The sequence below is a fragment of the Brevundimonas sp. genome (assembly GCF_041648115.1).
Lineage (GTDB): Bacteria > Pseudomonadota > Alphaproteobacteria > Caulobacterales > Caulobacteraceae > Brevundimonas.
Genome location: NZ_JBAZPR010000005.1, coordinates 112,644 through 135,327, shown reverse-complemented (window position 1 = coordinate 135,327; position 22,684 = coordinate 112,644). Strand labels below are relative to the sequence as shown.

Below are 22,684 nucleotides of genomic sequence, written 5' to 3'. Positions count from 1 at the left end.
GTACGCGAAGGCGCGGCTTGTAGGCGAAGACGCCGACCGACGCAAGACGTGAGTCAGGTCAAGGACTTGGCGGGCGCTTCGGCCGCGACCTGACCCCGCCGGATGGCCCGCCCGGCGTTGATCGCCATGACCGCCGCCGGGATGGTCAGCAGCGCCCCGACCAGGAAGGGCCAGTCGTGCCCCAGGCCCGAGAACAGCGCGCCCGCGATCATCGGGCCGAAGATGCGCGCCACCGAACTGGAGGCCATGTTCAGCCCCAGCATGGCCCCCTGCCGATCAGGCGGCGAGGCGCGGCTGATCATGGCCGAGATATTGGGCATGGCCAGCGACATGCCGCACGCGCCCAGCGCCATGACGATGGGAATGCTCCACCCCTGCACCACCGGGATCGACAGGGCGCCCAGGTCCAGCCGCGTCGCCGGGAACCATTCGACGGGCGCCAGCACCTGCAGCACCAGCGAGCTTCCGAACAACAGCATGCCGACCGCCAGCACGCGTGATTCGCCGAACCGCCGCGCCAGCTTTCCGGCGAAGAACCCCTGGTTCAGCGTCGAGACGATGCCCACGATCATGAAGCTGAGGCCCACTTCGCGCGCATCCCATTGATAGCGGCTCTCGGCCCACAGGCCGAACACGCTCTCCATCGCCGAAAACCCGGCCATATAGATCAGGGTCACAATCAGCACCCGCGACACCACATCGTTGTCGCGTGCGTCTTTCAGCCCCGCCAAAAAGGCCGGGCGCGGCGCGGCGGGATCGGCCTTGGCCCGGCTCTCGCGCAGGAAGACCACCACGCCGACCGCCGCCAGGGCCGCCAGCGCCGCCGCAAGAAAGATCGGCAGCTGATAGCCGATGTGGCCCAGCTGCGGCTGGGTCAGCAGGCCGCCAAGCCCCGGCCCGACGATGAAGCCCAGGCCGAAGGCCGCCCCGATCAGCCCCATCCGCCCCGCCCTCTGCTCCGGCGGGGTGACGTCGGCGACATAGCCCTGGACCGTCGAGATATTGCCCGCGCCCAGGCCGGTGAACAGCCGCACCGCGATCGCCAGCCAGATGTTCGGCACGAAGGCCAGCATCAGATAGCCCAGCGCATTGGCGATCAGGGTGATCAGCAGCACGGGCTTGCGCCCGATCCGATCCGACAACCGCCCCCAGAAGGGTTCGGCGAAGAACTGGCCCAGCGAATAGGCCGAGAACATCAGGGTGATCTGCCACGCCTCGGCCTGCAGGCTCTGGGCGAAGAAGGGCAGCAGCGGCACCACCAGCCCGAACCCGACCAGATTGATGAACACCGTGGCAAACAACACGGCCAGCGCCGGGGTCTTCAGCTTGGGCGGGGGCGAAGCTCGCGGACCGTTGCTTTCATCGATCACTGCGCGAACCTTTGGTCCGACATCAACGGCACCACCCTATGCCTTCTGGATCATCTGCCGCACACGCACTTCAAAGGCATGTCGCGCCTGCCTTAACTCTGCTTTCTCCAACATACGGCCGGTCGCCTCCTTCAGTTTGCCCAAGAAGGGGCGATCAAACTCGCCCGGCAAGCCGACCTGCGCCGATCCCCAATAGGTTTCGAAGGCCGACAATGCGTCGCTGTCGAACGTCACGGTCATTTCTTTGATGACTGCATCAATCGCGGCATTCAGATTCATTGAAGTTGACGCATTCGGCGTCGAAACAACCGACGGCGCAGCTTGAATGGGCGCAGTCGCAGTCAAAAATCGCCCGACCGTCTCCTTGTCCCACTCCGTCGTAGTATCGGCCTCTTGACGTAAAGCCACCGACTGAGAACCGCGCGCCGGATGAATGCCGATCAAGTGGACGACTACGCCATAGTTTTGCGCAATCTGAACGCCGATCCGAACGTCCTCGTCACCCGACAGAAGCACAGCGTCGCAAATGGAGCGGTTACGCGCCAACTCGATCATGTCGGTGACGATCAGCGAATCGACGCCTTTCTGCTGACCTTGGCCATTCATCGCGCCCAGCCTCAGCTTTACGCGGTCCATATTCGCCAAACCGATATGCTGAGCTGTCAGACCGGAAGACGGCGCCGCATCGTACCAATAGGTCCGAAGAGCCCTCACGCCATCGCATTTTGATTTCGCGACATCCATCAACTCGGCGACGATGGCGGACTCGTTCAGCTTCAGCTCGGTTCGTCGACGCTGTTCACCTGTGAGCGCCATGCCGCCTTGTGCGAACAGGTATCCTGCATCCACAAAAAGGGCGACCCGCGACATGGCTTAACCCCAGATGTAGGAAAGGGCCCCCGCAGGGACCCTTTGTAGGCTGTTCGCTCAAATATGTAGGTCCGAGCGCTCAGCAGCGACGATAGATAGCTCAAAACGCCTGATTGTCAAGATGCCGCGATCAGCGCGGGGCCAGGATCATGATCATCTGGCGGCCTTCCATCTTGGGCGAGAACTCGACCTTGGCGACTTCCTCGAAGTCGGCCTGGACCTTGTTCAGCAGCTTCATGCCCAGTTCCGGGTGCGCCATTTCACGACCGCGGAAGCGCAGGGTGACCTTGACCTTGTCGCCCTCGTCGAAGAAGCGGTGCATGGCCTTGGCCTTCACCTCGTAGTCGTGGGTGTCGATGTTCGGACGGAGTTTGATCTCCTTCAGCTCGACGACCTTCTGGCGCTTGCGCTGCTCGGCCTTCTTCTTCTGTTCCTGGAAACGGTGCTTGCCGTAATCGAGGATCTTGACCACCGGCGGTTCGGAGGTGGAGACGATCTCGACCAGGTCCATCCCGGCTTCTTCGGCGGCTTCGAGCGCGGAAGAGGTGGGCATGACGCCCTGTTTCTCGCCGTTCTGGTCGATGAGCAGAACGCGAGGGGCGCGGATATCCTGGTTCATACGCGGCCCGTCTTTCACGGGTGGCGCTTGCATGGGACGGCGAATGGGCGTCGTTTCCTTATGTGGTCAGAGAAGGCGTGTGTCTTGATAAGCGGAATGGCGCAGCTTGCGCCACGTTCCCCTCAAGGCCGCAATATGCGCCCGGAAGGCCGGTTTTTCAAGGCTTCGCGGGCGGGGCGCTGATATAGGCGTCATGCAGCGCCAGCACCGCCTCAAAGACGTGATCCACGCTCAGATCCTCGATGGGCGCGAACTGGCCGCGCGTCTCGTTCGACGCCGCCGTGCGCGTCTTTGGACCCCAGGGACCATACAGCCACCACTCGGTCGGACCGAACAGACCCAGCGTCGGACGGCCCAGCGCCGCAGACACGTGCATCAGGCCTGAGTCGTTGCCGACGAACAGATCGGCCCGGTCGATGGCCGCGGCCGAGGCCAGGATGTCACCCTTGCCCACGAAGTCGATGCCACGCTGCCCTGCGGCCTTCAGCGCCGGCGCCGCCGGCGGCCGGTCACCCGGCCCGCCCACGGGCATGAAGCGCCAGCCGTCGAAGCGCGGCTCGGCCTTCAGCTTCTCGACCAGGGCGCCCCAGCGGTCGGCGGGCCAGCTCTTGCCCGGCTGGTGCGCGATGGGCGCCAGAGCGATGATCGGTCCCGGTCCGGCGCCGCCCGCCAGCTGGGGATTGATGACGGCGGCCGCCTCGTCGCGCGCCTGGTCGTCCAGGAAGATTTCGGGATCCAGCGGCGTCGGCGAACCCATCAGTCGCGACACCATCTCGACCTTGCGCAGGCCGGTCTCCCAAGACCGATTATAGACGATGCGGCGTTTGGCCGGGACCAGATAGCTGAGCGCCGAACCCCGGATGTCGATCACCAGATCCCAGCGCGTGCCGACCACCTGTTTCCACAGGTCGAGCCAGTGGCCGGACATCTTCTTCTTGTCGAGCACGATGGTGCGCACCACGCCCGGCGCATTGCGGAAGAAGGGCGCGGGCGGGCGGCCGCAGGCGACGGTGATCTGCGCCCCCGGAACCTGGCGCGCGATCTCGCGGATCACCCCCGACGAGATGACGCAGTCGCCGATGCGATTGGAGGTGACGAACAGGACTTGGGGTGCGGACATGGGTCTGTGTTCCGCCATCCCGCGTCGCGGTCAAGGGTGACGGAGCCTCAAAGTCGCGGCACAAAGGGACTATGACCGACATCCAGCACCTGTCCCGCCCCGACGGCGAAACCCTGGCCTTCCGCCACACTAAGGGCGACGGCCCGACCGTGATCTGGGTCGGCGGCTTCCGCTCGGACATGGAGGGGACCAAGGCCCTGGCGCTGGAGGCGGCCGCACGCGAGCGCGGCTGGAACTTCGTCCGCTACGACCATTTCGCCCACGGCCAGTCCTCCGGCGACTGGCGCCAGGCCACCATCGGCCGCTGGCGCGAGGACGCCATCGCCCTGATCGACAGCCTGTCCGGCCCGGTCATCCCGGTCGGCTCATCGATGGGCGGCTGGGTCTCGCTGCTGGCGACCCTGGCGCGGCCGGAACGGATCAAGGGGCTGGTCCTGATCAATCCGGCCCAGGATTTCACCGAACGCCTGATGTGGCCCGGCCTGGCCGACCACGAGCGCCAGGCTATCCTGCGCGAAGGCGAGACCCTGATCGTCGAGGACGGCCTGGGCGAATACGTCCTGACGCGGCGCATGTTCGAAGAGGCGCGCGACTGGCTGCTGCTGGACGGCGTGATCGACATCGCCGCGCCGGTCCATGTGCTCCAGGGCCGCGCCGACGACGTCGTGCCCTGGCGCCATCAGATCGAACTGGTCGAACGCCTGACCGGCGGCGACGCGCGCCTGGACCTGATCGAAGGCGGCGATCACCGGCTTTCGACCCCTGTCGACCTCGACCGGCTGGTCGCGGCGGTGGAGGCGATGCGCGCCTAACCAACCAACCCTTTCGTCATCCTCCGGCAAGCCGCGCCTTCACGGCGCAGACCGGAGGACCCAGCGGCGCCGAAGGCGATGCGTCCGCCGCACCACTGCAAAAACCTCGTTCGCGACAGGTTCGCGCTGTCGCGCGCCGCTGGGTTCCGCGGTCTCGCTACGCTCGCCGGAGAATGACAAAGGGGACCTATCTCCCGCCCGTCAGCGCCCCATACAGATCTGTCCGCCGATCCCGGAAGAACCCCCAGGCCGCGCGATACTTGTCCAGCGCATCCAGGTCGAAGCGGTGGACCAGCACCCCCTCCTCCTCGGCGCCCAGGCTCTCGACCAGATCGCCACGCTGATCGGCGATGAAGGAATGGCCGTAGAAAGTTTGGCCCACGTCCGTCACCGTCTCGTGCCCGATCCGGTTGGCGCCGACGACAGGCACGGCGTTGGACACGGCGTGTCCCTGCATCGCGCGCCGCCACGGTTCGGCGGTCTGCAGGTCCGCATCATGCGGCTCGGTGCCGATGGCGGTCGGATACATCAGGACGTCTGCGCCCATCAGCATCATCGCCCGCGCCGCTTCCGGGAACCACTGGTCCCAACAGATGCCGACCCCGACCTTTCCGAATCGGGTGTTCCAGACCTTGAAGCCCGTATCGCCCGGCCGGAAATAATACTTCTCCTGATAGCCGGGGCCGTCGGGGATGTGGCTCTTGCGATAGATCCCCAGCGCCTCGCCGTCCGCATCCAGCATGACCAGCGAGTTGTAATACTGCGGCCCGTCCTTCTCGAAGATCGAGACCGGAATGGCCACGCCCAGTTCCTTGGCCACCGGCGACAGGGCGGTGACGCACGGATGCTCGCGCCACGCATAGGCCTGGGTGAACCAGTGCTCTTCCTGCGAGACGCAGAAATACGGCCCCTGGAACAGTTCCGACGGCAGGATCACCTGCGCGCCCTTGCCCGCCGCCTCGCGCACGAAGTCGATGGTCTTCTTGATGTTGGCCTGCATGTCCTCGCCATACGAGGTCTGGATGCCGGCGACGGTGATGTTGCGGGTCATGCGGGCTCCTGCTGGGAGATGCAGTGGAACGAGCCGCCGCCGGTCAGGATGGCCATCGACGGCAGCGGGATGATCTCGCGATCGGGAAAGGCGGTCGCCAGGGCTTCACAGGCGAAACGCGCGGCCTCGTCGTCGCCATAGGTCGGCACCACGACGGCGCCGTTGGCGATCAGGAAGTTCATGTGGCTGGCCGGGATCGGCCGTTCGTCCTCGTCCAGGACCAGGCCCGGCGACGGGATCCTCAGCACACGGAGCGTTCGCCCAGCAGCGTCGGTCATGGCCGACAGATCGCGCGCGGTGGCATCATAGACCTCGGCGTTCGGGTCGTTGCGGCCCCAGGCGACCGGGCAGGCCACCACGCCCGGCGCGACGAACCGCGCCAGGTTGTCGACATGGCCGTCGGTGTGGTCGTTCAGCAAACCGTCGCCCAGCCACAGCACGGCTTTGGCCGCTATGGCCTTTTCCAGTTCAGCGGTCGCGACCGCTTCGTCCTGGTTCCAGGCCGGGTTGCGGTTCGGGTTCAACAGGCATTGGCGCGTCGTCAGGACCGTCCCTTCCCCGTCATGATCCAGAGACCCGCCCTCCATGACGAAGTCGTTCCAGGTCAGGGCCACGCCCGAATGTTCGCCGATCTGGCCCGCGACCAGATCGTCGCCCGGCATGTCGTATTTCCCGCCCCAGCCGTTGAACTTGAACGCCGCCGCCGTCTTCGATCCCGCGCCGAAGATCGGGCCTGTATCGCGCAGCCAGATGTCGCCGAACTCGCCGGCCACGACCTCGACATTCTCCACGTCCTCAAAGCGCGACTGGGCGTCCGCCAGCACATCGGCCTTGCCGACCATCAGCTTGACCTGCTCACGCCCAGGCCCCGCCAGCGCCCGTACCAGCCCCTCGACCTCGTCCTGCGCCTGCTCCAGCGCCTCGAACCAGTATTCCGCATGGCTGGGCCAGCCCACCCACATGGCGCGGTGCGGAGCCCATTCGGCAGGGATGGGAGCGGAGATGGCGGCGGTCATCGGCGAACTGATCCTGTCTGGAGTTCCGGCGGATATCCGGGACGAAACGCGAGCCGCGCCATATGGCCCCTCCCGCCCCCGACTTCAACGCCGCGACTTTTCGGCAAAGAAAAAGGGCGGCCCGCGAACGGACCGCCCTTCGTCGTCAGCCTGTCGTTCGCTTAGAACTTCAAACCAACCGTCATCTGCACGGTGCGCGGCGAACCGAGCGAGTAGGTGCGAGCCACTCCTCCGCGCAGCGGCACGCGGGGATCACTGCTGACGCTGGCGGCCAGACCGTTGTTCCCTTGGGAGATGTTGCCCAGATAGTCTTCGTCGAACAGGTTAGTCACGTTCAACTGAACGTAGGCGCCTTGGATGGAGATGTTCGGCAGGTCGTAGCGAACATACAGATCGGCGACGATATACGACGGCGCCACTTCATCGTTGACGTCGGTGGCGAAACGGTCGCCGACATATTTTGCTTGAAGGCCGACGTGGAAGTTTTCGGTCGGATCCCAATCGACGCGGGTCGAGAAGGTCCAATCCGGCGTCTCGACGACCTTCTTGCCCTGGGTTTGCAGGAACTGCGGGATCAGCAGAGCCGCAGCCGGAGCCGTCGGGCAGGCAGGCGTCGATCCGGCGACCTGGTTGGCGCTGGTGCAAGCGAAGTTGCCGATGAACAGGTTATCCTGCAACTCGCTGTCGTTGTACGAGGCGGACGCGTTGATCGTCCATTGCTCGTTCAGGACATAGCCGATCTGCGCATCGATACCTTTTTGCTTCACGGCGCCGACGTTGCGGTCAACGCTGAAGCCGAAGGTCGGCGAGGTGATGTCGTTGTCCAGCGACGAAACGATGCGGTTCTCGAACTCGGTGTACCATACGGCGACCGAACCGATGACCCGGTCCGAACGATAGCGATAACCGAGATCGTAGGTCTTGGTCGTTTCGGGTTGAACTGTCGAGAAGTCGATGGCGTTCGTCGTCGGGTTACGGACCGGCTGATACAGGTTATCGGTGCGCGGCACCGAGATGCCTTCGGCATAGCTGGCGTAGACACTGTTGCCGCCGCCAAAGCGATAGACGGCGCCGACATTCGGCAGGACGTCGTCGAACTTGACCGTAGCGGCGTAAGGCGGGATCCAGGGGGTCGTGCCGGTCGAGGCGAAGGTGACGTTGCCGTTGGTAAGGGTGCTTGCCGGCGCTTCGGTCGTGCAGCGCACGGTCGAGCTGCCGTTCTGCGAGTAGCAGTACTGGTTCAGCTGACGTTCGAAGAACGGCGCACGGACGCCGAGGTTGACCGTCAGAGCACGATCGAAGAACTCGCCCACATACTCGACTGCGACCTGGTTCAGCTGAGCGATCGAGAAGCGATCGCGGCTGCGCAGAATGGATCCGTCACGACCGATGATGCGTGCATCCTTGTCACCCCAACGCTCTTGGCCCGCGAACGGATTGCTCGGCTCGCTGTCGCGGCCAAAACGGATCGCTTCGCCGGTCTGGCGGTGACGTCCGTAATCCAAGGTGTAAGCGACGCGCAGACGCTGGGTGTCCGTGATGTTCCAGATCAGCGAGCTGGTCAGGCCATAACGGTGAGTGTTCGTGTTGCTGGGCGTATACAGGCCCACGTTGTCGCAGCTGTCGCCGTCGCCGTTCAGGTCCACGCCGGTCGCATTGAAGGTGGCATTGGCGCACTGAGCGTTGGTGATGGCCGACAGGCCGGTGGCGCTGTTGTTGTTGGCGGAGTTGCGATCCAAACGGTCGTCACGCTCTTGGAAGAGCGTATAACCGCCGCCGTTGGCGATCGTATATTGGAACGAGGGGTCGATCGTCAGGCGGATCTTGTCCGTCAGACCGTAGCTGAACTGACCGCGGATGTTGCCCGTGTTGGACGGATTGATGCGCAGGCCGTGGTAGTTGGAGCAGCTTCCCAGCGCGGTGGAACCGTCGCTCAAAACGCGCTGGCTCTGGGTGTTTTCATCCTGAACCGTTCCGCCGACGCCGACCGGAGTGACGCAGGCGGCGTCGTTTTCGAGGAACGAGTTGTTCTCGAACTGCGCCTTTGTGATGAGGTTATTGTACTGGTTGTTGCGGTTGATGTTCCAGTGAGCAGCGATGCTGGCGAAGTTTCCCTCGCCCAGATCCTGATAGAGCTTTCCGTTGAACTGAGTCTTCTCAAGTTCGCCCGACCCCTTGAACTTGTCGTAGTTCGTATAGGAAGCCGTAAGATAGGCCGTCGTGCCCCAGGGACCGAACTCACCGGAATCAACCCGTGCGAACATGCGCTTGTAGTTGAACGATCCGATTGCCGTATTGATCTGCAGACGCCGGACATCCAGAGGCGTCGAAGAACGATAGGCGATGGTGCCGCCCGTCGCCGAAGCCGTCGGGCTATCGACGTCCGCAGTGCCCTGATTAACCGTCGCACGCTCGATCAGTTCTGAATCAAGCAGCTGGTTCGTGTAGGAGGCGTAGTTGCCGGTGTCGTTCAGTGGCATGCCGTCGAACGTGACCGACACGCGATTGCCGTCGAAGCCGCGCAGACGAATATTACCGCCCGAGTTGCCGTACGGGTCGGAGTTCACGAAGTTCAAGCCGGGCACTAGGTTCAGGCTTTGAAGGATCGTCTGACCCGACGCCTGGGTGCCGATGAATTCCTGGTTGATGCTTGAGCGGGTCTTGGGGGCGGTTTCAGCGGTGACGCCGGAAATAGCGCGTGGAGCGCGCGTGCCAGTAACGACGACTTCCTGAACCTCGGTCGCTTCCGTGCCGGTCGATTGGGCGGAGGCGGCGCCGACGAAGGCGAGCGAGCCCACGAGGGCGGTGGTCGCCCAGATCAGGCTTTTGCGGTTGTTCATTACATCTATCCCCAGATGGACGGCGCCAATGGCCTGGGCGGCAGACGGCCATCGCCTGTCGCAATCCAGCCCCCTCTAGGACTCATGTTGAACCCTGGGACGACAGTTATGTGACAGGGAAATGACAGCGGCAGAGGAGTGGTGTTGGCGCCACACCCCTCTGACAGGCGGAGCATATCAGTGAGCCGTCAGCCCGATACGCGCTCGAACACGTCCGCAATTCCACGCGCCGTGGGCAGGATGGCGTGGGGCTCGTGGAAGTTGCCGTTCACCTGGCTCTGGGCGATCACATGGGCGCGGAAGCGGGTGAACAGCGCGGTGTCGGGCGCCTGGGGCGCAGACCAGAAGGCGTCGATCGGCTGCTGGTCGGTCAGGCCGTCGAAATCGAAGAAGGCGTCGCCCATGACCTTGACGGGCGTGTGGAAGCCCAGCGCGGACAGGGCGGCGCTGGAGTTGTTGACCACCATGCCCTGCGATGCGCGACACAGGGCGGCCAGATTGCCGCCATCGATGAAATCGACACGGCCAGCCAACCCGTGCGCCTCGGCCAGACGAAGCGTCACGGCCCGCAGGTTCACAAGACCCGGATCCAGCGGATGGTTCTTGACCACAAGCCGCGCGCCAGCGGGCGCCTTGGCGGCGAAGCTGGCGATGACCGCCGTCAGGAAGGCGCGGTTGTCGGCGTAGCGCGAATACTGCAGAAGCTGGGCGTCGCCCTCGCGCTGCAGGCAGGCGATGAAGAAGTCTCCCCGCGCCTTTATGACATCGGCGTCGCAGTTCTCGGCCCTGCGGAAGGCCAGACTGACATAGCGACGGATATGGCCGACGCACTGTTTCAGCGGCGAGAAGACATAGGGCGCGGCATAATGGGGGAACAGCGCGCCGCCGATGATCTGGGCGGCGTGATAAGCGCTGATGTTGGCCACGTGGTGAGGCAGTATCTTGCCGACCGCCACAGGCTCTGGCAGGCGGGGCGCAGGCTCGGGATAGCCGTCGCGGAACCGCGGCAAGGCGCTGGAGCCATTGACGCCGTTACGCTCCACCGTCACCCAGTCGGGTCGGAAATAGCCGTTTTCCAGGACCCACACGCGTGAGGACAGGGTCTCTGCAGCTGTCAGGACGGCCTTGTTGTACGGTCCGGCTTCGCCGAACACGATGATGTCGGTGAAACGCGAAGCAAGCTCGGACAACCCATCGGCCCAAGCCTGGGGATCAGCCTTGAACACCAGACGGCCGGGCCGTCGCCAATTCATGGCGTCGCCGGCGTTGAAGATCATGCGGCTGACGGTCGCCCCTCGCCCCTCAAGAACAGAAGCCAGCGCCGTACCGAAGGATCCGAACGGAGCGGAAACGATCAGAAAGCTTCGGCCTGCCAAGCCCACGTCACTGCGCCGGACGGATGTCGGAAATGAAGAAACAACCGCAGATGTCGCGGTTTGCGGACCGCGCGAACGCACATGCGCATCCGGGCGGGTCAGCTCGGCGCGAAGCCGATAGCGGCGGCGACGGCGGGCCGAAAGCAATCGGGAAGAAGAGCGCAACTCAACCATTACGCCGCCCCTATCGGGCGCGACCCAATAGCTGGAAACCGCAGCACCAGAAACTCGGCACAATCAGGGCGTTTACGGACGAGCATCATTATCGCTCTTTTGTCGCGGCAATCGGAGACGATCAACCGAAATCGGCGGCGATGTAGCGGTTTACCGACACCGATCGTGAAGCGAGGCTTTTTAACATCAAAGCCGCCGCCACCTTGATGGCGACGACGGCTCGATACTTCGAAATCAATGGTTTCCATGAACCACAGGTCGCCGGTCTGGAAATCCAGACCGGCTTCCACGCAGGTCTTAGAAGTTGATGTCGATGGTCGCGCGGCGGTTGAGCGGTTCACGCACACCGTCGGCGGTCGGCTTGGCCAGGTTGGTTTCGCCCTTGCCGTCGAGGGCGATGACGCCGCCGTTGACGCCTGCAGCAACCAGCGAGTCCGCGACGGTGCGCGAACGGCGGTTGGACAGACCCAGGTTATAGGCGGCCGAACCCGAGGTGTCGGTGTAGCCGACGATCACGACGCGCGTCGGACGACCCGACTTGGCGTAGTTGGCAGCCTGCGTCACCACCGAACGGGCTTCTGCGGTCAGGTCCGAGCGATCCCAGTCGAAGTAAACCACGAACTGGCGAGCGACCGGGGTCTGAGCGACCGGCGGCGGGGGCGGCGGGGGCGGAGGAGGCGGCGGGGGCGGAGGAGGCGGGGGAGGCGGCGGCGGCGGTGCATCTTCCGCACCGAAGCTGTAGCGCAGACCCAGGGTCACGGTGTGCGACTGATCGTAGTCGCCGTCCCATTCGCCGAACTGCGTGGCGCCGACGCCCGTGCCGACCGTCGTCGAGGCGAAACCAGCGTCGCCCGTCAGATAGCGGTAGGTCAGGTCGATATTGGTGCGGTCGCCCACAGCCCAGGCCAGACCAGCGATCGCCTGAGCGGCGAACTTGGTCGAGTCGTCATCGGCCGTGAAGGTCGCGCCACGGTTGGCGCGCAGGTTGCCCGTCAAGTCCGTCTTGACGCGGTTCACACCAGCGCCGAGGCCGACGAAGGGACGGATGCCCCAGGCTTCGTAACCGAAATCATAGATGACGTTCGCCATCAGGGTGACGGATTCGATGTCGCCTTCAGGAGAGAAGCAACCGCCCGTCGCCGGGGTGAAGTTGCAAAGGCCCTGCGTGCCCGAAACGGCGCGAACGGTGCCGACATCGCCCGAGCGATAGCCGCCTTCGAGTTCCGCACGCCAGTTGGGATTGAAGCGGTAGCCGAGACGGGCAAACGCCGCCCAGCCGTCGTTGACTTCATAGTTCCACGACGCGCCGGTCGTGGACGACTCGGCGTTGATGTCGTCGATCCATTGATAACCGGCGTCGACCGCCCCGTACCAACCATTGGGTTCTGCCGATGCGGCTCCGGCTGCGAACAGCCCGGCTGCGGCGACAGAGGCGAGAAGTTTGAGCTTCATAGCTTCCTCACTGTGTGAATTGCGCGAAGCTGCGCATTGGCACAGCGTTCCCGAGCCGAACGGCATGGCTGGCGTCCGGTTCCGCTCTCGGATTAGGATTGTGTCGACTGTGGCGCCGTTTCAACACATTGGGCGCCTGCGAAAGGAATAGATTATGGCGATGCGGTTCGACGGACAGGTGGCGATCGTGACGGGGGCCGGCGGCGGGCTGGGGCGCGAGCACGCTTTGGCGCTGGCGGCGCGGGGGGCCAAGGTGGTGGTCAACGACCTGGGCGGCGCGCGCGACGGCTCAGGCGGATCAGCCAGCGCCGCCGAGGCGGTCGTGGCCGAAATCGAGGCGGCGGGCGGCGAGGCCATCGCCAATGCGGCGTCCGTCACCGACTTCGCGGCGGTCCAGGCCATGGTCGGTCAGGCGATGGCGAAATGGGGCCGGATCGACATTCTGGTCAACAACGCCGGCGTCCTGCGCGACAAGACCTTCGCCAAGATGGAGATCGAGGATTTCCGCTTCGTCGTCGATGTCCACCTGATGGGGGCGGTCAACTGCACCAAGGCGGTGTGGGAGATCATGCGGGGGCAGAACTACGGCCGCATCGTGATGACCACCTCGTCGTCGGGCCTGTACGGCAACTTCGGCCAGTCGAACTATGGCGCAGCCAAGATGGCCCTGGTCGGTCTGATGCAGACGCTGTCCATCGAGGGGGCCAAGAACGACATCCGCGTCAACTGCCTGGCGCCCACCGCCCACACCCGCATGACCGAGGACCTAGGCGCCGCCCTGCCGCTGGAGGCCCTGTCCCCTGCCCTGGTGACGCCGAGCCTTCTGTATCTGGTCAGTCAGGACGCCCCCAGCCGCGCCATCCTGGCCGCCGGCGCCGGCGGTTTCGAACGCGCCTATGTCACCCTGACCAAAGGCGACTTCATCACCGGCGAGGATGCGCCCGAACAGGTCGCCGCCCGCTTCGACGCCATATCGGACCGCGCCGGAGAGATCGTCCCCGAGATGGGCGCGGCCCAAGGCATGATCGAACTGACCAAGGCCCAAAAAGCGCACGGAGGCTGACGATCTGATCCTGCCCCTTCTCCCATGGGGAGAAGGTGGCCCGTAGCGCCGGATGAGGGGGGGGTACGTGTCAATCGCGTCGCACAGCCTAACCCCTCACCCTTTCGCACAAGGACGACGGCTGACGCTGCCGTGTGCTCAAGCCCTCTCCCGCCGGGAGAGGGTTGCGTTGACGTGGGGTCAGGCACCTAACTTCCTTCCAGAGGAAACCGGCCTCAAGCAGCGCAAAGCGCGATAGGCCAAACACAAATGGGCTCAAGTAGCCCGAAGGGCGATAGCCCCAGGAGGAAAGCTCATGCGCGAAGCCGTCATCGTCTCCACCGCCCGCACCCCGATCGGCCGGGCCTATCGCGGGGCCTTCAACGACACCCAGGCCCAGCAGCTGGGCGCCCATGCGGTGAAACACGCCGTGGCCCGTGCCGGCGTCGATCCGGCCGAGATCGAGGATGTCGTCATGGGCGCGGCCCTGCAACAGGGCTCCACCGGCACGAACGTGGCGCGCCAGATCGCCCTGGCCGCCGGCCTGCCCTCGACCGTCCCCGGCATGAGCCTGGACCGCCAGTGCGCCTCGGGCCTGATGGGCATCGCCACGGCGGCCAAACAGGTGGTCTTCGACCAGCAGAAGATGGCGGTCGGCGGCGGGCTGGAAAGCATCTCCCTGGTCCAGAACCAGCACATGAACCTGTACCGCGGCAAGGACGAGGCCCTGCTGAAGCTGGCGCCCCACATGTATATGTCGATGTTGGAGACGGCCGAGGTCGTGGCCCGGCGCTATGGCATCGACCGCGACCGCCAGGACGAATATGCGCTGCAGTCCCAGCAGCGGACGGCGGCAGCGCAGGAGGCGGGCCGGTTCGACGCCGAGATCGTGCCGATGACCACCTCCATGCTGGTCACGGACAAGGCGACCGGCGAGACCTCATCCAAAGAGGTGACACTGTCGAAGGACGAGGGCAACCGGCCCGAAACCACCCTGGAGGGCCTGAAGTCGCTGAAGCCCGTGTTCGGCGCCGGCGAGGAAATCCAGCAGGGCGAATTCATCACCGCCGGCAACGCCTCACAGCTGTCGGACGGCGCCTCGGCCTGCGTGATCATGGAGGCCGGCGAGGCGGTGAAGCGCAACCTTCAGCCGCTGGGCGTCTATCGCGGCATGGCCGTCGCGGGCTGCGAGCCGGACGAGATGGGCATCGGCCCGGTCTATGCGGTGCCCAAACTGCTGAAACGCCACGGCCTGACGGTCGACGACATCGGCATCTGGGAGCTTAACGAGGCCTTCGCGGTCCAGGTGCTCCATTGCCGCGACACGCTGGGCATCCCCGACGAACTGCTGAACGTGTCGGGCGGCGCCATCTCCATCGGCCACCCCTATGGCATGTCCGGCGCCCGCATGACCGGCCACGTCCTGATCGAGGGCAAGCGCCGCGGCGCCAAATACGGCGTCGTCACCATGTGCATCGGCGGCGGCATGGGCGCGGCGGGCCTGTTCGAGATTTACTGATTTTCGTCATCCTCCGGGCCGCGAAGCGGAACCGGGGGACCCAGCGGCGCCGAAGGCGATGCGTCCGCCGCACGATGCGGCAAGATTCGTTCTCGCGACAGGTTCGCGCTCTCGCGCGCCGCTAGGTCCCCCGGTCTGCGCCGCAAGCGGCTTGCCGGAGGATGACGAAAGAAAGCTAAACCCGTTCGCTGACCTTGATCGCCGCCTTGCATCCCGCCCTGATCACCCCGCTCAGCAGCCGATAGGCCGGCGCCTCGCGGCTGCCGTGCTCGATGGCGTGGTCGTGGTGCGCGAGTTCCTCGTCGCGGAACTGTTTCAGTTCAGCCGCCAGGGCCGGGTCGCGGTCGCCAATTTCGGCGATCTGGTCGGCATAGTGTTTCTCGATGACGCTCTCGACCGCCTCGGTGCAGGCGTGCGCCGCCTTCTCGCCCATCAGGGCCGTGCCGGCGCCCAGGGCCGAGGCGGCGATCCGCCACAGGGGCGTCATCACCGTGGGACGCACCCGCCGCTCGTTCAGCAGCCGGTCGAAGCGCGCCAGATGCACCGCCTCCTGGTCTTGCATCTCGCCCAGGTCATGGACGATCTCGCCCTTGCCCTTGCGGCCTTCGAACACCGCCTTCTGTGCGCGATAGATCAGGACTGCGGCGTATTCCCCTGCGTGATCGACCCGCAGGATCTCGTCCATCCGCGCCTTGTCGGCGCCGCGTCCAGGACGAGGAAGAGGAATGGAGCCGCTCATGTCAGGTCAGGCCTTTTCGATACGGGGCGCGCGGGCGTCCTTGGGGCGTTTGGCGGCCAGCAGGCTGAACACCGCAAGCGCCGAGGCGACGATGGCGTTCCATCCGGCCATCGACAGGCCCAGCCAGCTCCAGGCCACATCGCCGCAACCGATCACCTTGACCACCGGCCCTGTGCCCATGGCCAGGGCCGTCAGACTGTCCATATCGACCGATCCGCCGACCGACGAACAGGTCGCGGGCAAGGCCCACCACCTGTATTCGCCCCCCATGTGGAAGATGGCCGTCACGGCCCCGGTGGCGAAGATCGCCGCCAGCAGGAAGGCGGCGATGCGTGGCGTGCCGCGTCGGCTGCCGCTGATCAGGGTCCAGGCCGTTGCGACCGCCGCCACCACGACCGCGCCCCAATAGGCCTCACGCTGTTTCAGGCAAAGGTTGCAGGGCTCAAGCCCGCCGAACCGCTGAAACGCATGGGCCGCGCCCAGCATGGCCAACGACGCGGCCAGGGCGAAGGCGGTCCACCAACGGGTCAGAAGGCGATAGACATCGATCATCTTGAAACGGTCTTAGCCCGCTCCTGCGGCCGCGTCGACTTACAGAAGCTTTAGGACGACGATCAGCCCCACCAGGGCGACCACGCCGATCACGCTCCACAGGGCCAGCCGCTTTTCCACCTGCGCCAGCATGGCCGGACCCCAGCGTTTCAGGATCCACGCCTCCAGGAAGAACCGCCCGCCCCGCGTCGCTAACGACGCGGCCATGAAGACCGGAAAGCTGAACGCCGCCAGGCCCGAGGCGATGGTCACCAGCTTGTAGGGGATCGGCGTCAGACCCTTGATCAATATGACCCACAGACCCCACTGATCGAACCAGGCGCGGAACTGCGCCAGCCCGTCCGAATGGCCCAGCAGCCGCATCATCGCCAGGCCCACGTCGGTCAGGAAATAGCCGATCGCATAGCCCAGTATTCCGCCCAGCACCGAGGCGACGGTGCAGACGGCGGCATAGAAATAGGCCCGCTCCGGCCGCGCCAGGATCATCGGCGCCAGCATCACGTCGGGCGGAATGGGAAAGAACGAGCTCTCGGCGAACGACACGACGGCCAGGGCCTTCGTCGCATGGCGGCTGCGCGCCAGATCGAAGACGCGGTCGTAAAGCTGGCGAAGCATGAAAATCCCCGAGACGAACGTCGTCCCTAGCAACGCCGGGCGGCGCCGTCACGGTCTCGCGGCGCGCCGCGAGCACGACAAGTCCCCAAAACAAGCCTGGGCGGCAAGGTCGACGGGAACATCCGCCGTCATGCGGGGATTGTGCGACATCGCACCGCTCGCAGTCTGTGCTTCAACCCCCTAATCGGATCGCATGACGCCCACCCTCTCCCCCGGAAAACAGGACGATGTCAGCCATAACGTCACCCGCCTCTTGCGGCGGCTGGCGGACGACGGCGGCGACGCGGGCCTGACCCTGCACGAGATCCGCGACCGGCTGGACGAGCGCGCCTATGGGCTGCTGATCCTGCTCCTCTCCATCCCGTGCCTGGTGCCCGGCCTCTACGGCGTGCCGCAAGTCGTCGGACTGATCGTCATCCTGCTGGCGGGCCAGATGCTGGTCGGGCGCGAGGAGCCGTGGCTGCCGCGCTGGTTCCTGAACCTGCGCTGCAAGGGCGTCTGGCTGAAGGCCATGGCCGATTTCGCCGAGACGAAGCTGGGCTGGATCGACCGGCTGTCGCGCCCCCGCCTGCGCCGCTTCGCCGACGGGCCGGGCGAGAAGCTGGCGGCCGTCTTCATGATCCTGGCCACCCTGACCATCGTCATGCCCCTGACCAACACCATCCCGTCGGTCGCCCTGGCCCTGTTGTCTGTCGGCCTGATCCAGCGCGACGGCCTGTTCGTCCTGGCCGGAACCGCCGTCACGACCGTATGGGTGACCATTTTGGGCGTGCTGGCGACCGGCCTGCTGATGGGCGCCGAATGGGCGACGCGCTGGCTGCCGGGCTGACGCAACCTTGAAAGATTCGCCGTCAAATCGCCCTAGTTGTTCTGGCCAGTATGCTCACGCTTGATCGTGGGAGCCTGAACATTTGAACTCGAATCTGATCGGCCTTGTCGCCGCCCTCGGCCTCGCTTTCGGAGCCGCCGCCCCGGCCTATGCCCAGCAGGCCGCGACGATCGAGGCCCGCACCGCGCCGGGCGGCGTTCTGGTGACCTGGAAGCTTGCCCAGCTGACGAACGAGGTCGCCTTCCTGGATCAGGAAATCGTCCGCACCCTCTGGACGGTCAGAACACCGGGCCTGTCGCTCTCGGACGGCGTCGTGAGGTCCGACAGGCCGTTCGATGCTTTCGACATCCTTATCGCCCCTGACGCGGCCGAGGTGGACCGCGTCTATATTGGGCTGGTGCGGGTCGGATCGGGCCAGAGCCTTTACGGACCCGCGCTGGCGCTGAAGGACATGGACGCCGAACTGACCGTGAGGGCCGCCGACGGTGAAACCGTCACGCCTCAAACCAACGCGATCCAAAGCTACGTCTATGTCGGACCGACGTCGGCCGTGACACAGGATGACGGCGGCGTGGTCGTCGTCGGGGATACCGTTCCTGCGTCCCTACGGACTGCGATGAGAGATGGATTTCTAGCGGCCCAGGGATTCTATGGCGCTCGTCTCGGCCGCGATCTGCCCTATGCGCCGACCCTGATCGTCACTACCGACAGCCCCGGCCCGACGACGTTTCGGGGCGTTGTGACCGACAATGGCGTCATCTCCCTGCGCTTTCACGGCTCGGACTGGTCCGCGCCCCCGCTCGATGTGACCGAACAGCTCTCGACCTTCGTGTGGCACGAGACGCTGCACCTGTGGAACAGCCATGCGGTGACGACCAAGGACGGCGCCAGCGCGCCGTGGCTGCATGAGGGCGGAGCCGAATACGGCGCATTGATCGCCGCCCTGTCCACGGGAACGATCGACGAGGCCCAGTTGAAGACCTCGCTGGCGCGACGGCTGAACGGCTGCCGCGCCGCCCTGAGCGACCGCGCTGACGCCGAGCAGCGCTTGCGCACTGCAAACGCCATCTACAACTGCGGCGTTGTCGTGCAGTGGATCGCGGACCTGGAGACCCGCCGCGCCTCCGATGACCGCACAGACATCTTCGACACCTGGAAAGCCATCCTTCAGTCCGGTCGCGCGGGAGACGGCTATGGGGTGGCGGACTTCCGCAACCGCCTGACGCCAGACACCGCCGTAGCCGTCCTGCTGGACGGTCCGGGTCCGGAACGCTGGGCTGGCATCCAGACGCGCCTGGCCGCCCTCGGCGTCACCCTGGTCGATAGGCCCAGCCCGCGTGACCTTCGCCAGGCCGCCCTTTTCCACATGGTCGATCAGAACTGTGGCGGCCAGGGCGGCTTTTCAATCGATAACGGCCGGATCAAGCTGGACTCCGGCGATCGATGCGGCGCCCTGTCTGGCGATCCCGTCGTCGTCGCGATCGAAGATCTGGACCCCATGTCGAACAGTCAGGGCGTCTTCCAGGCCGTCCAGGCCCGATGCGCCGAAAACCTGCCGGTCCGTTACCGACTGTCGGACGGCAAGACCGTCGAGGCCGTCTGCAAGGCCCCGCTTCAAGCCCCGGACGTCTGGGCCGTGGATGCGATGCCGGATATGAAGGCGCGACCCGTCTGACGGTGCAAGCGCCGCCATAAATGTCCAAGATTTAACGGGTGCCAGGCCGACATCCGTTGAAAGGTGAAATGGTCGACCGGCGGTCGATCTTTCTCAGGTTTCTTTCACGGCGTGTCATGGCTTTGCATCTTCGTTCCTCGCGCACCCTACTCGCCGCACTTGGCGTCGGCGTCCTGCTGACGGCCGCGCTGCCAGCCGCCGCTCAGGATTATCGCCAGTCCTTCCATCCCGATCAGTTGAAGGGGCCGCCCGCCGGCGCGCTGAACGAGGTGTTGGTGCTGGGCACGCCCCACCTGTCGAACCTCGGCGACGGCTTCAAGGCCGAGAGCTTGTCGCCCCTGTTGGACCGGCTGGCGGCCTGGAAACCCACCGCTATTGCGACGGAAGACCTGTCGGGTCTGCAGTGCGACAGCCTGCGTCGCTATCCGGCGCGCTATGCCGAGACAGTCGAGACCTATTGCTGGGATCCCGCCCCCGCCGCCTTGGCGACCGGCTTGGACGTGCCCGCCGCCAACGCCGAGGCCGAACGGCTTCTGGCGGCATGGCCCGTCCAACCCACAGCGGCCCAGCGGCGTCATCTGGCGGGTGTTTTCCTGGCGGCCGGCGAGCGCGGATCGGCCCTGGTCCAGTGGCTTCGACTTTCCCCCGAGGACCGGATCGCGAGCGATGGGCTAAACGAGGCCCTTGTCGCAATGCTGAACCGGATCAAGGATCGGTCGAACGAAACCTATCTCATCTCCGCCCCTCTGGCGGCGCGGCTGGGACTGGAGCGGCTGTGGAGCGTCGACGATCACTCCGCCGACACGCCGGACCCGACGGACCCGGTGGAGAAGAAGGCCAACGAGGACGCCATCATGGGCGCCTGGGACAATCCCGCCAGCACAGCCCGTCGGGCGCAGGACGTCCGTCTCAGCGCCGGCCTGGACCAGCCCGACGGCGTCCTTCAGATGTACCGCGCCTATAATGCGCCGGACGCTCCGGCGATGGCCTATCGATCCGATTTCGGGGCCACGTTGGTGGAACCCTCGCCACAAGCCTTTGGCCGCATTTATCTCGGCTTCTGGGAAACGCGGAATCTGCGGATGGTGGCGAACATACGCGATGTGCTGGGTCGCTATCCCGGCACGCGGATGCTGACCATCGTGGGCGCGGCGCACAAGGGCTACTACGAGGCCTATCTGGACCAGATGCACGACGTCCGGCTGGTCGATCCCGAACCCGTCCTGCGCTGATCGCATGCGGCGCTGCGGGGCGCTGTTCATCACGTCCCCGTGGCTTCGTCTTGGCTCCGTCGTCTTCCGCGACTAGGTTCCGCGCCAATCGGCGGCCCCTTTCGGTTAAGCCCGCCTCAAAAATCTGTGCGGGAGACGCGCCATGAACGACATGACCCAGGCTCAGGTCGAAAAGCTCGACCAGGAAAACCCCCTCGGCGTCGACGGTTTCGAATTCGTCGAATTCACCGGCCCCGAACCGAGGGCTATGATCTCGCGCCTGGAGCTGATGGGCTTCACCCAGACGCATGTGAACCCCAGGACCGACGTGGTCCGCCTGAAGCAGGGCGACATCAGCTTCCTGGTTCACCGCAAGCCCCAGGATCGTCCGGAGAGCCAGGCCGCGACCTTCGCCAAGGATCACGGTCCGTCCGCCAACGGCATGGCCTTCCGCACCAACGACGCCAAGGCCGCCTATGAGGGCGCGGTCGAACGCGGCGCCAAGCCGGCGCAAGGCGTGTCGGGCGGCGCTCTGGGCGGGGACTATCCCTATATTCTGGAAGGCATAGGCGGCAGCCTGCTCTACGTCATCGACCAGTATGGCGACGCCGGTTCGCTGTATGACACCTGGGACGAGATCGAGGGCTGGGAGGAATCCGAGCGCAAGAATTCGATGGGCCTCGAAATCCTGGATCACCTGACCCACAACGTGCGTCGCGGCGAGATGCGCACCTGGTCCGGCTTCTACGGCTCGGTCTTCAACTTCGAAGAGCAGAAGTATTTCGATATCAAGGGCAAGGCCACCGGCCTGTTCTCACAGGCCATGATCGCGCCCGACCGCGCCATCCGCATCCCCCTGAACGAGAGCCAGGACGACAATTCCCAGATCGAGGAATTCCTGCGTCGCTACAACGGCGAAGGCATCCAGCACATCGCCCTGACCACCGAGAACATCTTCGAGACGGTCGAGGCCATGCGCGAACGCGGCGTCGATTTCCAGGACACCATCGAGACCTATTTCGAACTGATCGACAAACGCCTGCCCAACCACGGGCACGACGTGGCGCGGATGCGCAAGAACCGCATCCTGATCGACGGCTCGGACGAGGACGGCCTGCTGCTGCAGATCTTCACCCAGGACACCTTCGGCCCGATCTTCTTCGAGATCATTCAGAGGAAGGGCAACGAGGGCTTTGGCAACGGCAACTTCCAGGCCCTGTTCGACTCCATCGAGCTGGACCAGATTCGTCGCGGCGTCATCAAGGTCGACGCCTGAATGCAGATGCGGCCGCCCGCCTGGCTGCCCTGGCTCGGCCCGGTCCTCGCGGCCGGCGCCGGGGCCCTGGCCGGCGAATACTGGCTGGGCGGCGGCTTCTGGATGGTCCTGATCGCCGCCCTCCTCTGCGGCTTCGCCCCCATCGTCGGCTATCAGGTGTGGAAGCGGCTGCACCACCGGGGGTGACGCGGTCGCGCCGCATCTCTCCTCACTCCCTTCGTTCAGACTGACACGCCCATGCCTGCAACCGACGACGAACTGACCGTGATGGCCCAGGAGGAGCTGGACGCCGCCTGCGCCATGCCCTTCGTCGAACTGAAGAAGATCACCCCCTGGGGCGACAGCTACGAAGGCTTCGCCCCCTCCGGCCGCACGGTCGAGGTCGAGCGCCGCTACATATGGGCGGTCGATCCCAAGGGCGGCGTCATTGTCGAGGTCGAGGTTCGCGACGCGGCCGCCCGCACCGGCGCCGAGGCCCGCGCCTTGTTGACGCCAAACGGGTGATCGCTCGGTTTCCAACCCCGTG

General features: G+C 65.3%; 22 protein-coding genes. 9 read left to right on the top strand and 13 right to left on the bottom strand.

Translation table 11 applies throughout. From position 1 onward, the window contains the following. Positions 1–53: 53 nt before the first annotated feature. From WC597_RS06195 to WC597_RS06180, 4 genes are all read right to left on the bottom strand, one after another. Complete coding sequence (locus WC597_RS06195; protein ID WP_372692517.1) at positions 54–1,367, bottom strand: MFS transporter; 1,314 nt, start codon at positions 1,365–1,367, stop codon at positions 54–56. Between the two features lie 39 nt (positions 1,368–1,406). Continuing rightward, entirely contained in the window at positions 1,407–2,240 is an 834-nt protein-coding gene (locus tag WC597_RS06190) for an NYN domain-containing protein (RefSeq protein ID WP_372692431.1), read from the bottom strand. A 130-nt stretch (positions 2,241–2,370) separates the two neighbouring features. After that, a complete protein-coding gene (gene infC, locus WC597_RS06185) occupies positions 2,371–2,892 on the bottom strand; it encodes a translation initiation factor IF-3 (protein WP_372692430.1) in 522 nt (173 codons plus the stop codon). A gap of 124 nt (positions 2,893–3,016) precedes the next feature. Beyond that, complete coding sequence (locus tag WC597_RS06180) at positions 3,017–3,979, bottom strand: glycosyltransferase family 9 protein (protein WP_372692429.1); 963 nt, start codon at positions 3,977–3,979, stop codon at positions 3,017–3,019. A 71-nt stretch (positions 3,980–4,050) separates the two neighbouring features. On the opposite strand from WC597_RS06180, the gene WC597_RS06175 reads away from it, so the two are divergent. Further along, positions 4,051–4,791: an alpha/beta fold hydrolase gene (locus WC597_RS06175; RefSeq protein WP_372692428.1), complete on the top strand. Its 741-nt coding sequence runs from the start codon at positions 4,051–4,053 to the stop codon at positions 4,789–4,791. Between the two features lie 187 nt (positions 4,792–4,978). On the opposite strand, the gene aguB is transcribed toward WC597_RS06175, so the two are convergent. The 6 genes from aguB to WC597_RS06145 all read right to left on the bottom strand — a co-directional run bounded on the left by aguB (position 4,979) and on the right by WC597_RS06145 (position 12,700). Further along, positions 4,979–5,842 (bottom strand): N-carbamoylputrescine amidase, encoded by an 864-nt coding sequence (gene aguB / locus WC597_RS06170; RefSeq protein WP_372692427.1) that lies wholly within the window; start codon positions 5,840–5,842, stop codon positions 4,979–4,981. Further along, positions 5,839–6,858, bottom strand: a complete 1,020-nt coding sequence (locus WC597_RS06165; RefSeq protein ID WP_372692426.1) for an agmatine deiminase family protein — start codon at positions 6,856–6,858, stop codon at positions 5,839–5,841. The genes aguB and WC597_RS06165 overlap by 4 nt, the downstream gene beginning before the upstream one ends. A 161-nt stretch (positions 6,859–7,019) precedes the next feature. Beyond that, a complete protein-coding gene (locus WC597_RS06160; RefSeq protein WP_372692424.1) occupies positions 7,020–9,698 on the bottom strand; it encodes a TonB-dependent receptor in 2,679 nt (892 codons plus the stop codon). A gap of 188 nt (positions 9,699–9,886) precedes the next feature. Beyond that, the gene (locus tag WC597_RS06155) at positions 9,887–10,975 is read right to left on the bottom strand and encodes a capsular biosynthesis protein (RefSeq protein WP_372692423.1); all 1,089 of its coding nucleotides are present in this window, start codon (positions 10,973–10,975) and stop codon (positions 9,887–9,889) included. Positions 10,976–11,247: 272 nt separating this feature from the next. Next, complete coding sequence (locus WC597_RS06150; RefSeq protein WP_372692422.1) at positions 11,248–11,538, bottom strand: hypothetical protein; 291 nt, start codon at positions 11,536–11,538, stop codon at positions 11,248–11,250. Between the two features lie 7 nt (positions 11,539–11,545). Beyond that, positions 11,546–12,700, bottom strand: coding sequence for an outer membrane beta-barrel protein (locus WC597_RS06145; protein WP_372692421.1), 1,155 nt, complete (start codon positions 12,698–12,700; stop codon positions 11,546–11,548). A 154-nt stretch (positions 12,701–12,854) separates the two neighbouring features. Between WC597_RS06145 and WC597_RS06140 the strand changes: the two genes are divergently transcribed. Together WC597_RS06140 and WC597_RS06135 are read left to right on the top strand one after the other, a co-directional pair. Next, entirely contained in the window at positions 12,855–13,763 is a 909-nt protein-coding gene (locus WC597_RS06140) for an SDR family NAD(P)-dependent oxidoreductase (RefSeq protein ID WP_372692419.1), read from the top strand. Positions 13,764–14,058: 295 nt separating this feature from the next. Continuing rightward, on the top strand, positions 14,059–15,261 hold the full coding sequence (locus WC597_RS06135) for an acetyl-CoA C-acyltransferase (protein ID WP_372692418.1): 1,203 nt from the start codon (positions 14,059–14,061) through the stop codon (positions 15,259–15,261). 175 nt (positions 15,262–15,436) lie between these two features. Here WC597_RS06135 and WC597_RS06130 read toward each other — a convergent pair whose 3' ends face one another. Genes WC597_RS06130 through WC597_RS06120 form a run of 3 tightly spaced genes read right to left on the bottom strand, consistent with a single transcriptional unit; the run spans position 15,437 to position 17,167 of the window. Further along, complete coding sequence (locus WC597_RS06130; RefSeq protein WP_372692417.1) at positions 15,437–16,000, bottom strand: demethoxyubiquinone hydroxylase family protein; 564 nt, start codon at positions 15,998–16,000, stop codon at positions 15,437–15,439. A 6-nt stretch (positions 16,001–16,006) separates the two neighbouring features. Next, positions 16,007–16,552 carry a disulfide bond formation protein B gene (locus WC597_RS06125; RefSeq protein WP_372692416.1) on the bottom strand — a complete coding sequence of 182 codons (546 nt, stop codon included), beginning with the start codon at positions 16,550–16,552 and terminating at the stop codon, positions 16,007–16,009. Between the two features lie 39 nt (positions 16,553–16,591). Then, complete coding sequence (locus tag WC597_RS06120; protein ID WP_372692414.1) at positions 16,592–17,167, bottom strand: YqaA family protein; 576 nt, start codon at positions 17,165–17,167, stop codon at positions 16,592–16,594. 193 nt (positions 17,168–17,360) lie between these two features. Here WC597_RS06120 and WC597_RS06115 point away from each other — a divergent pair, with 193 nt between their 5' ends. The 6 genes from WC597_RS06115 (at position 17,361) to WC597_RS06090 (ending at position 22,662) form a co-directional block, all read left to right on the top strand. Next, positions 17,361–17,996: an exopolysaccharide biosynthesis protein gene (locus WC597_RS06115; protein WP_372692413.1), complete on the top strand. Its 636-nt coding sequence runs from the start codon at positions 17,361–17,363 to the stop codon at positions 17,994–17,996. Positions 17,997–18,078: 82 nt separating this feature from the next. Next, complete coding sequence (locus WC597_RS06110; protein ID WP_372692412.1) at positions 18,079–19,671, top strand: hypothetical protein; 1,593 nt, start codon at positions 18,079–18,081, stop codon at positions 19,669–19,671. Between the two features lie 116 nt (positions 19,672–19,787). Continuing rightward, positions 19,788–20,903: a DUF5694 domain-containing protein gene (locus WC597_RS06105; RefSeq protein ID WP_372692411.1), complete on the top strand. Its 1,116-nt coding sequence runs from the start codon at positions 19,788–19,790 to the stop codon at positions 20,901–20,903. Positions 20,904–21,045: 142 nt separating this feature from the next. Then, on the top strand, positions 21,046–22,158 hold the full coding sequence (hppD, locus tag WC597_RS06100; protein ID WP_372692409.1) for a 4-hydroxyphenylpyruvate dioxygenase: 1,113 nt from the start codon (positions 21,046–21,048) through the stop codon (positions 22,156–22,158). Further along, positions 22,159–22,344, top strand: a complete 186-nt coding sequence (locus WC597_RS06095) for a hypothetical protein (RefSeq protein ID WP_346497806.1) — start codon at positions 22,159–22,161, stop codon at positions 22,342–22,344. Between the two features lie 51 nt (positions 22,345–22,395). Continuing rightward, complete coding sequence (locus WC597_RS06090) at positions 22,396–22,662, top strand: hypothetical protein (RefSeq protein WP_372692408.1); 267 nt, start codon at positions 22,396–22,398, stop codon at positions 22,660–22,662. Positions 22,663–22,684 lie beyond the last annotated feature (22 nt).

Excerpts from the sequence above, each read along its gene's own strand:
- WC597_RS06190 (WP_372692431.1), bottom strand. The coding sequence starts at position 2,240 with ATGTCGCGGGTCGCCCTTTTTGTGGATGCAGGATACCTGTTCGCACAA.
- infC (WP_372692430.1), bottom strand. The coding sequence starts at position 2,892 with ATGCAAGCGCCACCCGTGAAAGACGGGCCGCGTATGAACCAGGATATC.
- WC597_RS06180 (WP_372692429.1), bottom strand. The coding sequence starts at position 3,979 with ATGTCCGCACCCCAAGTCCTGTTCGTCACCTCCAATCGCATCGGCGAC.
- WC597_RS06175 (WP_372692428.1), top strand. The coding sequence starts at position 4,051 with ATGACCGACATCCAGCACCTGTCCCGCCCCGACGGCGAAACCCTGGCC.
- aguB (WP_372692427.1), bottom strand. The coding sequence starts at position 5,842 with ATGACCCGCAACATCACCGTCGCCGGCATCCAGACCTCGTATGGCGAG.
- WC597_RS06165 (WP_372692426.1), bottom strand. The coding sequence starts at position 6,858 with ATGACCGCCGCCATCTCCGCTCCCATCCCTGCCGAATGGGCTCCGCAC.
- WC597_RS06160 (WP_372692424.1), bottom strand. The coding sequence starts at position 9,698 with ATGAACAACCGCAAAAGCCTGATCTGGGCGACCACCGCCCTCGTGGGC.
- WC597_RS06155 (WP_372692423.1), bottom strand. The coding sequence starts at position 10,975 with ATGATCTTCAACGCCGGCGACGCCATGAATTGGCGACGGCCCGGCCGT.
- WC597_RS06145 (WP_372692421.1), bottom strand. The coding sequence starts at position 12,700 with ATGAAGCTCAAACTTCTCGCCTCTGTCGCCGCAGCCGGGCTGTTCGCA.
- WC597_RS06140 (WP_372692419.1), top strand. The coding sequence starts at position 12,855 with ATGGCGATGCGGTTCGACGGACAGGTGGCGATCGTGACGGGGGCCGGC.
- WC597_RS06135 (WP_372692418.1), top strand. The coding sequence starts at position 14,059 with ATGCGCGAAGCCGTCATCGTCTCCACCGCCCGCACCCCGATCGGCCGG.
- WC597_RS06130 (WP_372692417.1), bottom strand. The coding sequence starts at position 16,000 with ATGAGCGGCTCCATTCCTCTTCCTCGTCCTGGACGCGGCGCCGACAAG.
- WC597_RS06125 (WP_372692416.1), bottom strand. The coding sequence starts at position 16,552 with ATGATCGATGTCTATCGCCTTCTGACCCGTTGGTGGACCGCCTTCGCC.
- WC597_RS06120 (WP_372692414.1), bottom strand. The coding sequence starts at position 17,167 with ATGCTTCGCCAGCTTTACGACCGCGTCTTCGATCTGGCGCGCAGCCGC.
- WC597_RS06115 (WP_372692413.1), top strand. The coding sequence starts at position 17,361 with ATGACGCCCACCCTCTCCCCCGGAAAACAGGACGATGTCAGCCATAAC.
- WC597_RS06105 (WP_372692411.1), top strand. The coding sequence starts at position 19,788 with ATGGCTTTGCATCTTCGTTCCTCGCGCACCCTACTCGCCGCACTTGGC.
- hppD (WP_372692409.1), top strand. The coding sequence starts at position 21,046 with ATGAACGACATGACCCAGGCTCAGGTCGAAAAGCTCGACCAGGAAAAC.
- WC597_RS06095 (WP_346497806.1), top strand. The coding sequence starts at position 22,159 with ATGCAGATGCGGCCGCCCGCCTGGCTGCCCTGGCTCGGCCCGGTCCTC.
- WC597_RS06090 (WP_372692408.1), top strand. The coding sequence starts at position 22,396 with ATGCCTGCAACCGACGACGAACTGACCGTGATGGCCCAGGAGGAGCTG.